The following is a 12,441-nucleotide window of genomic DNA, read 5'->3' as shown; positions in this document are numbered from 1 at the left end:
TGCGATTAAGCCCCAACAATCGCTGTATTTTATGAGATACTAGAGATAAGAATATAAGGATTATACTGATGAATAGAAGTATTTTATGTTTGGCATTAAGCAGTATGTTTATTTTAACTGCTTGTCAGACCACCCCTCGACAATATAATGGCTCAACTGGCTATCAAATTGAAAACCAAACAAAAACTTCGGCAACTTTAGCTTATACATTGGCTAGCCGCACTAATCAGCAGTTAGACGAACGTAAATTGCAACGTGCTTGTCAAAATGTATTAGGTGCTCAAAAAGTTTATAAATTATCAGTTCTAAGCATTAATGAGATTTCAAATCCGGCTCAACAAGAACATTATGGCGTTCAATTGGGCGAAACTCGTGCCTCATTTGGTTTATCGAATACGCCAAGCTTAAACAATGGCGAAGACTATGCGACTCGCCAAGCACTTGAAGCACGCCCAAGTACGTTAAAAGTGGTTCGTTATACTTGCTCATAATCTAAATTAAGACGCTGTTCTTTTACAGCGTCTTATAAAAACTTACATTTCTAAATTCTTTAGCTTCATCAAGATCTGGCCATGTTGATGCACTTCTTTCATCAATTTTTTGATATTTTGGATGACTAAAGTTTTTAACACGGCTATCTGCGACCCAAACCTCTGGCGCAAATTTCAAAAATTCATCTAAAAAGAAACGGTTGCACTGGTCATACAAAACATCAGCAGCCAATAAAACATCAACTTGCTCTGCTTTATATAAATCGTCCAGATATTCCAGCTCAACATCATTTAACACAGCATTTTCGCGACAAGCATTCAGACTAACTTGATCAATATCACAACAAATTACTCTTTTAGCACCCGCCATTTTAGCTGCAATTGCAACAACACCCGAACCTGCACCAAAATCTAGAACAACTTTATCTTTAACATGATGTGGCTCTGAAAGTAACCACTGCGCCATTGCTAAACCAGATGCCCAGCAAAAAATCCAATATGGCGTGTCATTCCAGATGCGGCGAATAACCTCATCATCTAAGCGATCAGTTGGGAAAATGGGTGGAATCAACCATAAAGAAATAGGTGTTTCTGGTAACTGTTGTACCATCAACTCACAATGAGGAATGACTTCATGCAAGGCTTGAAGTAAATGTTCAGGGGCTTTGGTAAGTTGAAAGGTGCAGCTCATAAATAAGCTCAACAATTTATAATTACTATTTGATCATCTGCATCGCGAGCAAGACTAAAACAGTAGCTTAAAGCATGATAGTGGCTAGTTACTTCAATTCCACTGCTTTAATTACAGCAACCGTTTTGGTCTTGCGTAGCTTCGCTACTCATCCCGAAAGAAAAGTAACATACGAGCTCCTAACATTTGCGTTAAACGGTAGGACGCCGTCGTGAATAAATTAAATTAACCTAAAGCTTTTTCAGCTGCTTCTACAGTTTGACGAATCAAAGTTGTAATTGTCATTGGACCAACACCACCCGGTACTGGTGTGTAAGCAGAAGCAATTTCTTCAATACCTTGTAGCTGAATATCGCCTACACCACCGCCATCGCGTGGATGAAAACCAGCATCGACCACCACTGCACCTTGTTTAATCCAATCTTTTTGGATGAGTTCGGCTTTACCTACAGCACCAACAATAATATCAGCCTGTTTAACGAGTTCAGCTAAATTTTGAGTACGTGAATGGCAAATCGTTACTGTTGCATTGGCTTGCAACAACATCATTGCCATTGGTTTACCTAAAATTGCAGAACGGCCAACAACAACTGCATGTTTGCCCGCAATTTCGATATTGTTTTCTTTTAAAATGGTCATAATGCCAGCAGGTGTTGCTGAACCATATGCAGCTTCACCCATTGCCATACGGCCAAAACCAAGACAAGTTACGCCATCGACATCTTTAGCTAACGAAATCGCATCAAAACATGCACGCTCATCAATCTGTGCAGGTACTGGATGTTGTAAAAGAATACCGTGAACATCTGGATTGGCATTAAGCTTTTCGATTTCTGCTAATAATTGTTCTGTTGTAGTTTCTTCTGGTAATTCAATTTTTAAAGAGTCCATACCTACTCGACGGCAAGCATTTCCTTTCATGCGTACATAAGTTGCAGATGCGCCATCATCCCCAACTAAAATAGTCGCCAAAATTGGGGTACGACCTGTTTTAGCTTTTAAAGCCTCAACACGTACCGACAAATTTTCTTCAATTTGCTTTGCTAATGCACGACCGTCTAAAACCAATGCCACAGCACATCTCCAAGGTAGACATGAATTTAATATGCCAATAATACATGATTATTTGGACAATTTTATTCTAGATGTTGCTTTTATGTTCATCTTCACTAAAAACAGTATTGTTTTTTTTCTAAAGGTTGCTAATATGTGCATCACCAAATGTAGGCGGGGTGGCAGAGTGGTCATGCAGCGGACTGCAACTCCGTGGACGCCGGTTCGATTCCGACCTCCGCCTCCAAATTTGGTAAAGCCCGGGTGGTGAAATAGGTAGACACAGGGGATTTAAAATCCCCCGCCCACAAAGCGTGCCGGTTCGAGTCCGGCCCCGGGCACCATTTTCTAGTATAGAAAATGGTGCAATAAAAAATCCAGCGTAAGCTGGTTTTTTTATGCCTATAAAAAAGGATGCCTATTAGCATCCTTCTCCACTCGATCTATTTAAGCAGTTTTTTGCTTATCTTTTTCAGGTGTTAAATTCTTATCCAACACCAATTGAAAGTTTCGACTTGCATCTACTTTATATTCTGCACTTTTAATTGAATCTACAAAAATCCAGTCTGACTGCACCTGCTTATCATCTAGTGTAACCACCAAATAACCTCGCTGATTTAAATTACAATAAGCCAATTCATCAATAAGCGTAGTAAAGGCAAATTCAAATTGTTGCAACTGAGCGATTGGAATACTCAAATACTTTTCAAGACCCGGTGAAGAAACTGAACTTGTCGCCAGTTCAACCCCAACATACTGACCTTTTTGGCTATGCAAATAAGATGCCCATGCATTATGAGTATCGCCTGCCAGAACAATAACTTTCTTATTTAAATTTGCTAAGTTTTCATATACGGTTTCACGTTCCGCATAATAACCATCCCAAGCATCAAGGTTATACGGCACCACTGTTGTGACTCGCGCCTTTTCTTGAGCGGTTAAAGTTGGATCACCCTGCTCTAAACGTAATTTCAAAGTGACTAATTCTGTAATTTGAGCATTCATTTTAGCCAAGGTTTCAGCCGAAGCTCCACCCGAAGTAATTTGCCCTAAAGACAACAATAACTCAGCAGGAATCCACATCTTACTCATTAAGACTTGCTGACCAATCACATTCCATGTTGCTGTAGATTGCTTCAATTTATCAACCAACCAATCCCTTTGTGTATAACCCATTAAAGTACGCTTTGGATTCGTTAAGTCAGTCTGAAACTTTTGAGCATTCAAACCAGCAGCTGTCATGTAATCAGCATATTCAAGCTGTTTATCTCGCGCAATAATGCGTGTATCTAGCATTGTTAACTGTACGAGTGAGCCAAAATTAAACTGTCGGTAAATATTTAGATGATCTGTACTAGAAACGGGACGAATAGGCATCCATTCAAAATAAGCTTGTAGAGCAGCTAACTTACGATCAGAAAAAGGCCCTTCCTTATCCTGATGATTTTCTGCCCCATCTCGCCAAGCATCATTTGCTAACTCGTGATCATCCCAAATGACAATAAAAGGATGACGCTGGTGAGCTGCCTGCAAGTCTTTATCTTGACGATATAGCGCATAACGTTTGCGATAATCATCTAATTTAATAATTTCTTTATTATTATCGGATGGTAAGGTTCGGCCAAGTTTTGCGGCGTCTTCCGTCGCATAGCCACCTGCCCCATATTCATAAATATAATCACCCAAATGAATAACTACATCGACATTTTGCTTTGCCATCTCACGGTAAACATAAAAGTAACCCGCAGGATAGTTAGAACAAGAACAAACTGCAAAACTAACTTTATTAGTGCTTATTGGTAGTGTTTTAGTTTGACCAACAGCGGAAACTTTATTACCAAAACGGAAACGATAATAATAAATAGTATTTGCCTGTAGTCCTGTTGCATCTACCTTTACGGTGAAATCGTCAGTCTTGGTCGTTTCAACCACTCCCGTCTTCAAATTCTGTTTAAACTGATTATCAGTAGTAATTTCCCAAGCTACTTTAAGACGTGCACTAAGGTCTAGTGGTGTTAATCGTGTCCATAAAATCACTTTATCTTGTAAAGGGTCGCCACTCGCAACTCCATGTAAAAAATCTGCTTGTGCCTCTGTATTTTCATCGTCTGAACCATCATTACAACCTGTAAAAGCTACAGGCAAAGACAGCGCCCCAAAACCGAATAGACTTTTTTGAATTAATTCTCGGCGTGAAATTTTCTCTGACATACAACTACCTAAGTTTTAAGCAATGAGTGCTTTAAACTTAGGTACAGAAGATGAACAACTGATATCAATTTGATGAAGAAATTATGACTTAAATAGATCTTATCTTTAAATAGATGTACGAACTGATTGAAAATAAAGCAAACTATCTGATTTTCTCTTGCCAATCTGCTTCTTGTCATCTATTATTGCGCACATGCCCGGGTGGTGAAATAGGTAGACACAGGGGATTTAAAATCCCCCGCCCACAAAGCGTGCCGGTTCGAGTCCGGCCCCGGGCACCATTTTCAAATATTGAATTTGGTGTTACAAAGAATCCAGCGTAAGCTGGTTTTTTTATGCCTAATTAAAAATGAATTTTATGATAAGAATATTATTACTTCTGTGTAGCATCCTTTCCATATCCAAGGTTTACGCTACAGATCTTTTTTCTGGCACTATTTCTTTTAAAGATGACAACTGGCACTTTTCTCGCTGCTCTATCACCAAAGATGATTATTTAATTAAAGCACCTAAACAGATAATAGATAAATTCAAAGCATTAGAAGAAAAACGAGAAACTTATTGGATCAGTTTATTAGCAGATGCCGAATACCAAGAGAATGGTATTTTAGTGTTAAAAATTAAAGAAATAGATGAAATTCATTTAAAGGCATCTTGTCATTTGTTAGATGCATTTGAAAATGTTGAGAATCGAGAGTAATCACCACTCTCGATTCATCACCAGCTCTTCCATCTCAAGATCTAAATATCCCGCACCTTGTGCCACCATCATCATTGCTTCAGCAATATAGTCAGCAGCGCTATCATCTAGCGAAGAATCCAGATCTTCAAACTGTGGTTTCATTTCATTAATTTCAATAACAGTTTGATGAGCATAGCGATAGATATCCTGATCAGCTAAAGCAGACTTTTGAACTTTTTTGGCAAATTGTTCAATTAACTGCTTGAGTTCAGCGACTAAAATATCTGGATAATACTCATCATCAAACATTGGGAGAAGTAAGTCTTCGAACATACAAAAGTTTACACAGCAGCAGAAACCTGCCGCTTATAACATATTTTTAAAACAATAACGACAATTTTCCCTGACTTAACCATCTAATCTATGAAATCAATTAATCATAATCAGATTATAAAAGCCTATTTTCTTCAAGCTTTTTCCATCGCTTTCCAAACAAGAATTGCCTCATGCATAGCTTTTACATCATGTGCACGAACAATGGATGCTCCTTGCTGAATACTGAGCAAATGACCCGTCACACTCCCCACCGCACGCTGATCTGCAGCTACACCCTTTAAAGCTTCTCCAATAAAACGTTTACGAGAAAGACCAGATAAAATTGGATAACCCATTCCATGGAGCTTCCAAAATTCATTTAATAATTTTAAGTTTTGCTGTGCATTTTTTGCAAAACCAAACCCCGGATCAATAATAATATTCTGTTTTTTTACGCCCGCAGTTAAAGCCTCGTCCACGCGCTGCTGAAGCTCTTGTATTACATCTAACGTTACATCCGTATATTGGTCTAGTTGATTCATTGTAGTGGGCTCACCACGCATATGCATGATCACTACAGGTATATCTAACTCTACCGCAGTTTTTAAAGCGTTTGGTCGAGTAAGCGCACGTACGTCATTCCAAATATGAGCACCCGCTTCTTTCGCTGCACGAATGACATCAGGCTGACTCGTATCAATCGACAGAATTACATCATGTTTAGCTAAAACCTTAACCACAGGTACAACTCTTCTGATTTCTTCTTCTACTCTTACTTCAGATGCCCCTGGACGCGTAGATTCCCCACCAATATCGATAATGGTAGCACCCTGCTCTATCATGATTAGCGCATGCGCAATAGCCTGATCCACTTGATTATGCTTTCCACCATCACTAAAAGAGTCCGGTGTGACATTTAAAATGCCCATAACGTGAGGCTGTGATAAATCTAACTGAAGCTGTCCACATTGTAGAATTTGCTTAGGTAAAGGCATTAGCTGCATAACAAGCTCCAATTTAATATTCGGCAACATTTTAACAAGTCTGTGCTCGATATACTGCTGATTTCTTTTCGGCTTTGTCTGAAATACATGCATAAAAAAAGAGCCACATGACTGTGGCTCTTTTTTTTAACTAATTTAGTTCATTGCTGGTAATGGTGGTGGTGTAGATGGACCATCTTTTGGTGGTTCAAATGCAGCCACTGGATTTTCAGCAACATAGACTTTAGGTGGTTGTGGTTCACGACCTTCCATAATGTCACGAATTTGATCACGATCAACGGTTTCCCACTCCATCAAAGCTTTTACCATTGCATGTGCAATATCTTTATTACCTTCCAAGATATTACGCGCAACTTTATATTGCTCATCAAGAATACGGCGTACTTCTTCGTCAACCAACTGTTGAGTTGCTTCAGAAATCGTACGGCTACCTACATTTCCAAAGAAGCCATTTTGGTTTTCGTCTTCGTAAACCATTACACCCATTTTGTCAGACATACCGTACTTAGTAACCATTGCACGCGCCATTTTAGTAGCTCGCTCAAAGTCATTTGAAGCACCAGTAGATTGCTGTTGAATAAACACTTCCTCAGCAATACGACCACCAAACAAAATCGCAATTTCATTTAGCATCTTGTCTTTATAATGGCTAATCTGGTCTTGCTCAGGTAACTGCCAAGTTACGCCCAAAGCCCAACCACGCGGCATGATTGTTACTTTATGAACAGGATCTGTACCTGGCAAAATTTCTGCAACAATTGCATGACCAGCTTCATGATAAGCAGTTGCACGACGCTCTTCTTCACGTAGAACCATCGACTTACGCTCTGGACCCATGTAGATTTTGTCTTTTGCATCTTCAAAGTCATGCATGTCGACAGTATTCTTATTACGACGTGCAGCAAATAATGCAGCTTCGTTAACAAGGTTTGCCAATTGTGCGCCAGAGAAACCTGGTGTACCACGTGCTAACACTTTCATGTCAACACCTGTAACTGAAGGTAACTTTTTCAAATGTACATTCAGAATTTGTTCACGACCACGAATATCCGGTAAACCAACCATTACTTGACGGTCAAAACGACCTGGACGTAATAATGCTTTATCAAGCACATCAGAACGGTTAGTTGCAGCAATAACAATTACGCCTTCATTGCCTTCAAAACCATCCATTTCCACAAGCATCTGGTTTAAGGTTTGTTCACGCTCATCATGACCACCGCCTGTACCTGAACCACGGTGACGACCAACTGCATCAATCTCATCAATAAAGATGATACATGGCGCGTGACGCTTCGCTTGCTCAAACATATCACGGACACGGGACGCACCCACACCCACGAACATTTCTACAAAGTCAGAACCTGAAATGCTGAAGAAAGGAACTTTCGCTTCACCAGCAATTGCTTTAGCTAATAACGTTTTACCAGTGCCCGGAGGACCAACCATAAGTACGCCACGAGGAATAGTAGCGCCCAAACGTTTGAATTTTGCAGGGTCTTTTAAGAAATCTACAATTTCAACAACTTCTTGTTTTGCTTCATCACAGCCGGCGACGTCAGAAAAATTGACTTTGATCTGGTCTTCAGAAAGCATTTTTGCCTTCGACTTACCAAAACTCATCGGTCCATTCTTTCCGCCTGCACCACCACCCATGTTACGCATAAAGAACATGAATAACAAAATGATTAACAGTACAGGGAAACTAGCAATGAGAAGTTGCATCAAAATGCCTTGACGTTGTGGAGCTGTTCCCTCAACAACAACATTTTGTTTATTTAAGCTTGGCATAAGCTCAGTGTCTTCAACTTGCGGACGAACAGTTTCAAACTGTGATCCGTTAGTTTTTTCACCATTAATATTTAAACCGTCAATTGTGACTTGCTTAATTTGGCCACTATTCACCGCTGCAACGAAATCTGAATATTTCATCGCAGTAGGCTTGTTGCGGTCACTGATATTACTGAAAATTAAAATCAGAACACCAAGTATTATTAGCCACAATACGGCATTCTTGAAGTAATCGCTCAAAGCTTTATTCCCATATCGATCTAATTTGATCATGCCCAAACTTGGCCGATCGTCATAAAAGCAGCAACTGTATTGCTTGCGGATAACCTAAAAGTACAAAATGCACAATTTTTAGGAGCTTGGCAAGTAAACTTTATCGCAATGCTTTCTTACGCCCTTGTCCAACCAAAAAAACTTCTTTAGATCGTGCCCGAGAAGCTGCTGGTTTTACTGTTTTTAACACATCAAAACTATCAACTACTTGTTTACGAAACTCATCGAATCCTGTGCCTTGGAACACTTTAACTACAAGTTGTCCATTCGGACCAAGAACCTTTTGAGCAAAATCTAAAGCCAGTTCACATAAGTAAATCTGTCTAGGTTGATCAACAGCCCTATTACCAGATGTATTGGGGGCCATATCAGAAATTACAATGTCTACTTGTCGCCCATTTAAAATATTTAACAAATTTTCAAATACATCTTCTTCTCTAAAGTCTCCTTGTAAGAAAGTGACATCAGGCAAAGCATCCATAGGTAAAATATCGGAAGCAATGACTAAACCTTTGCTACCAACAAGTTTCCCAGCGATTTGAGACCAACTACCAGGAGCCGCACCTAAATCTACTACAGTCATGCCTGGCTTAATCAACTTATATTTTTCTTGAATTTCAAGAAGTTTATAAGCTGCTCGAGCGCGATATCCTTCCTTTTGTGCTTTTTTTACAAAAGGATCGTCCAGATGTTCCCTCATCCATACACGACTACTTTTCGACAGTTTCTGGTTTGTAATGCGTGTTGCCATAACTCACTAAATATCAAAAAAACTTCTGATCGTTCATTGTACGTGAAAATTACTCTCATTACAGTACGGATGTAGCGTAATCTCACTAAGTTTTACAGTTTTTTTCCAATAATGTTGATCGATTATTTATACAGTTTTTCGTACATCTGGATTTAAGTTTTTTGCTATACTAAGCCGTTTTTAAAATCAGGTATTTTTAATGGCCGCTTTATCTATCCATGAACGTAAACGTTTACGTCAAATTGGTCATGTGCTTAATCCGGTTGTCATGATTGGTGGACAAGGCTTAACAGACGCGGTAATCGAAGAAACGCTTCGTGCTTTAAATGACCACGAACTTATTAAAGTTAAGATTGCTGGTGAAGACCGTGAAGCGCGTACCGCAACAATTGACGCAATTGTTGACGCAACAGGTGCTCAAGCTGTGCAAAAAATTGGTAAAATTGTTTTGCTTTACAAAAAGGCAGCTAAACAAAACCAACATTTGTCTAATCTTGTTCGTCACGCTCACCTAGCAAACTAATTTAATTTGACAAACTATGGCAAGTTACGAACTTTCAGCTTTTGATCGTTTTTATGCTGTTTCTGTTGTTGGCGCAATTGAACAGCAAGCATCGTCCTTAAATATCGGTTTTTGGATTCGTGATCCAAATCAACTTATTATCTGGCCTCAAGAAGTCGTGGGTCATCCACGTCAAGATTTTTTGTGGGAAGAAACTTGTTTCGAGATTTTTGTTGGCGTGCATGATGAAGATTATTATCGGGAAATTAATCTTTCCCCTTCTCAAGCATGGCAGTCATATCAGTTTGAAGAATATCGCTATCCAGAAAGCATACCTCCCCTTGCTGCTTACGATATTGAACTGAACCACCTCAAGCGCACTCACTATGGCTTAAATGTTAGTCTCGATTTAGGGCAATTTATGCAACAGCATCGCTTGAAATGGTCAAACCTTTATTTAGGTTTAACTACAGTTTTAAAGACTAAAGATGGTATGCAGTACTATGCAATGCAGCATAGTGGAAAAAGTGCAGATTTCCATAATAAACGTGACTGGTTACATCAGTTCTAAAAATAAAAAAGCGAGAAATTAATTCTCGCTTTTTTATAGTTGGACCAAAGCAGAGATCATTAATTGTCTCTTGCTTTATTCCAAGCTTCGACTGCATTATTTTTAGTACGCTTAATACTTTCACTTAGAGAATCTTTGTGCTTCAAAGAAATCTGGCTAATATCACCTTTAAGCTCTTTGCTCACTTTTGTTAAATCTTCAATAAGGGCATTAATTTCTGCTTTCAAAGCATTTTTAAGGTCAGACAACCCTTCTTGTGAAGTGCTAAACTGAGCTTTAATTACATCAAGACGTTGTAAAATATCTTGTTTAATTTGACCAATTTGATTTTGAATATTCTTATTTAATTCGTGAGTTTCAGCTTCAATTTTCTCTTGAGTCTCGCTTAAAACTTCTTTGACTTGCTCTTGAGTTTCAGTAATTGATTCTTTTACCTGAGCTTTTGCTTCCGTAGCAACTTCTTTAACTTGCTCAGTTTTTTCAGCAACAGTTTCTTTTACCTGTGCAGTTTTAGCGGTTACTGTTTTTTTAGCCTTAGTTGTAGTCGCAGCTATGGTTTCTTTCACTTCATTAACCTCAGCTTTTACTGATTCAACTACTGCTTGAGTTTTTTCACTCACCTCTTTTGAAACTTCATTATTGCTCATACTATTTCCTCATATTGTTTATTTTTTAACTAGCAATACAATAAATCCAGTTTCAAGAATTCGCCTTGCAAATTGTCAGACAATTTATCAAAAGTATCGGATTCAGATGAGTGGATAATTTTTTTATAAAAAGCAAGCAATGAATTATATTTTTTAGCAGAAAAGAAATAGACTTTAGAGGGTTCCATGCGTATAATGCGCTGTTAAGTTACAAGCGGGCAGACCGATAGGGAGGGCATGTTTTATCCAAACATCGCCGATCTTTTTTGGGTCTACTCGCTTTTTTACAGCCGAAATTCAGGAGCTTTGGTTTGAGCATCCCCGCCATTTTAGCCCTCGCAGATGGAACGATCTTTAAAGGAACGTCAATCGGCGCATCGGGAAGTACGACTGGAGAAGTCGTTTTTAACACAGCCATGACAGGCTATCAAGAAATTTTGACTGACCCAAGTTATGCACAACAAATTGTGACATTAACTTACCCTCATATTGGTAACACTGGTTGCAACGCGGAAGACGTTGAATCTGGTCGTATCCATAAAGTATGGGCAAATGGTTTAATTATTCGTGACCTTCCCCTACTACACAGTAATTTCCGTGCTGAGCAGTCGTTGAGTGAATATTTGCAAGCGCATAATGTTATTGCTATTGCAGATATCGATACTCGTAAACTGACTCGTATTTTACGTCAGACTGGCGCTCAAAACGGATGTATCCTTGCTGGCGAAAATATTACGGAAGAAGAAGCTATTGCAAAAGCACGTGCTTTTGGTGGCTTAAACGGTTTAGACCTGGCAAAAGAATGTTGTGATCCAACAGGTTTTGAATGGTCTGAAGGTTCATGGACCTTAGGCCAAGGCTTCTCTCAACCTGAATTAAAATACCATGTAGTTGCATACGATTACGGTGTCAAAACCAACATCTTGCGTATGCTTGCAGATCGCGGTTGTAAATTAACCGTTGTTCCTGCAGAAACTCCGGCTGAAAAAGTATTGGCACTTAATCCGGATGGCGTATTCCTTTCAAATGGTCCTGGCGATCCAGCTGCTTGTGATTATGCGATCGAAGCTGTAAAAACTATTGTTGAAACCACAACATTACCTGTATTTGGTATCTGCTTAGGCCACCAAATTCTGGCACTCGCTTCTGGCGCAAAAACTGTAAAAATGAACCATGGTCACCACGGTGCTAACCATCCTGTACAAGATCTTGAAGATGGTACAGTGATGATTACTTCACAGAACCATGGTTTTGCTGTAGATGCAGAAACTTTACCGGCTAACTTAAAAGCAACGCATAAATCATTGTTCGATGGCACCTTACAAGGTATCCACCGTACAGACAAACCAGCTTTCAGCTTCCAAGGTCACCCTGAAGCAAGCCCTGGTCCACATGATTGTGCACCTTTGTTCGATCATTTCATCGAACTTATCGAAGCATCTAAACAGTAATTACGGAG

Annotated in this window: 14 protein-coding genes and 3 tRNA genes; 8 read left to right on the top strand and 9 right to left on the bottom strand. The window is 39.3% G+C overall.

Features of this window, described 5'->3' with window-relative positions:
* The first annotated feature begins 68 nt into the window (after positions 1-68).
* On the top strand, positions 69-491 hold the full coding sequence (locus FY048_RS00130) for a hypothetical protein (protein ID WP_003650088.1): 423 nt from the start codon (positions 69-71) through the stop codon (positions 489-491).
* A 22-nt stretch (positions 492-513) separates the two neighbouring features.
* On the opposite strand, the gene FY048_RS00125 is transcribed toward FY048_RS00130, so the two are convergent.
* Together FY048_RS00125 and folD are read right to left on the bottom strand one after the other, a co-directional pair.
* Complete coding sequence (locus tag FY048_RS00125) at positions 514-1,182, bottom strand: class I SAM-dependent methyltransferase (protein ID WP_446089697.1); 669 nt, start codon at positions 1,180-1,182, stop codon at positions 514-516.
* Positions 1,183-1,407: 225 nt separating this feature from the next.
* Positions 1,408-2,256, bottom strand: coding sequence for a bifunctional methylenetetrahydrofolate dehydrogenase/methenyltetrahydrofolate cyclohydrolase FolD (folD, locus tag FY048_RS00120; protein ID WP_446089696.1), 849 nt, complete (start codon positions 2,254-2,256; stop codon positions 1,408-1,410).
* Positions 2,257-2,408: 152 nt separating this feature from the next.
* On the opposite strand from folD, the gene FY048_RS00115 reads away from it, so the two are divergent.
* Positions 2,409-2,482: transfer RNA gene (locus FY048_RS00115), tRNA-Cys, on the top strand.
* Between the two features lie 11 nt (positions 2,483-2,493).
* Positions 2,494-2,579 (top strand) — tRNA-Leu (locus FY048_RS00110).
* Positions 2,580-2,682: 103 nt separating this feature from the next.
* On the opposite strand, the gene FY048_RS00105 is transcribed toward FY048_RS00110, so the two are convergent.
* Positions 2,683-4,446: an alkaline phosphatase D family protein gene (locus FY048_RS00105; RefSeq protein ID WP_446089695.1), complete on the bottom strand. Its 1,764-nt coding sequence runs from the start codon at positions 4,444-4,446 to the stop codon at positions 2,683-2,685.
* Between the two features lie 195 nt (positions 4,447-4,641).
* Between FY048_RS00105 and FY048_RS00100 the strand changes: the two genes are divergently transcribed.
* Together FY048_RS00100 and FY048_RS00095 are read left to right on the top strand one after the other, a co-directional pair.
* Positions 4,642-4,727, top strand: a tRNA-Leu gene (locus tag FY048_RS00100).
* A 77-nt stretch (positions 4,728-4,804) separates the two neighbouring features.
* Positions 4,805-5,146 (top strand): hypothetical protein, encoded by a 342-nt coding sequence (locus FY048_RS00095; protein WP_446089694.1) that lies wholly within the window; start codon positions 4,805-4,807, stop codon positions 5,144-5,146.
* On the opposite strand, the gene FY048_RS00090 is transcribed toward FY048_RS00095, so the two are convergent.
* The 4 genes from FY048_RS00090 to rlmE form a co-directional block, all read right to left on the bottom strand.
* On the bottom strand, positions 5,147-5,461 hold the full coding sequence (locus FY048_RS00090; RefSeq protein WP_005038721.1) for a DUF5713 family protein: 315 nt from the start codon (positions 5,459-5,461) through the stop codon (positions 5,147-5,149).
* Positions 5,462-5,595: 134 nt separating this feature from the next.
* Entirely contained in the window at positions 5,596-6,447 is an 852-nt protein-coding gene (gene folP / locus FY048_RS00085; protein WP_446089693.1) for a dihydropteroate synthase, read from the bottom strand.
* A 135-nt stretch (positions 6,448-6,582) separates the two neighbouring features.
* On the bottom strand, positions 6,583-8,478 hold the full coding sequence (gene ftsH, locus FY048_RS00080) for an ATP-dependent zinc metalloprotease FtsH (protein WP_035366433.1): 1,896 nt from the start codon (positions 8,476-8,478) through the stop codon (positions 6,583-6,585).
* Positions 8,479-8,611: 133 nt separating this feature from the next.
* Entirely contained in the window at positions 8,612-9,262 is a 651-nt protein-coding gene (gene rlmE / locus FY048_RS00075) for a 23S rRNA (uridine(2552)-2'-O)-methyltransferase RlmE (protein ID WP_016137261.1), read from the bottom strand.
* A 199-nt stretch (positions 9,263-9,461) separates the two neighbouring features.
* On the opposite strand from rlmE, the gene yhbY reads away from it, so the two are divergent.
* Both yhbY and FY048_RS00065 read left to right on the top strand, forming a co-directional pair.
* Positions 9,462-9,785: a ribosome assembly RNA-binding protein YhbY gene (gene yhbY, locus FY048_RS00070; protein ID WP_446089692.1), complete on the top strand. Its 324-nt coding sequence runs from the start codon at positions 9,462-9,464 to the stop codon at positions 9,783-9,785.
* A gap of 16 nt (positions 9,786-9,801) precedes the next feature.
* A complete protein-coding gene (locus tag FY048_RS00065) occupies positions 9,802-10,335 on the top strand; it encodes a DOMON-like domain-containing protein (RefSeq protein ID WP_016137260.1) in 534 nt (177 codons plus the stop codon).
* A 59-nt stretch (positions 10,336-10,394) separates the two neighbouring features.
* Here FY048_RS00065 and FY048_RS00060 read toward each other — a convergent pair whose 3' ends face one another.
* Positions 10,395-10,982 carry a hypothetical protein gene (locus FY048_RS00060; protein ID WP_446089691.1) on the bottom strand — a complete coding sequence of 196 codons (588 nt, stop codon included), beginning with the start codon at positions 10,980-10,982 and terminating at the stop codon, positions 10,395-10,397.
* 29 nt (positions 10,983-11,011) lie between these two features.
* Positions 11,012-11,170 (bottom strand): hypothetical protein, encoded by a 159-nt coding sequence (locus FY048_RS00055; protein ID WP_446089690.1) that lies wholly within the window; start codon positions 11,168-11,170, stop codon positions 11,012-11,014.
* A gap of 123 nt (positions 11,171-11,293) precedes the next feature.
* Here FY048_RS00055 and carA point away from each other — a divergent pair, with 123 nt between their 5' ends.
* Complete coding sequence (carA, locus tag FY048_RS00050) at positions 11,294-12,433, top strand: glutamine-hydrolyzing carbamoyl-phosphate synthase small subunit (protein WP_446089689.1); 1,140 nt, start codon at positions 11,294-11,296, stop codon at positions 12,431-12,433.
* Positions 12,434-12,441 lie beyond the last annotated feature (8 nt).

It is taken from the genome of Acinetobacter sp. 1124_18A, from assembly GCF_052824995.1.
This window is presented reverse-complemented; position numbering and strand designations above follow the sequence as displayed.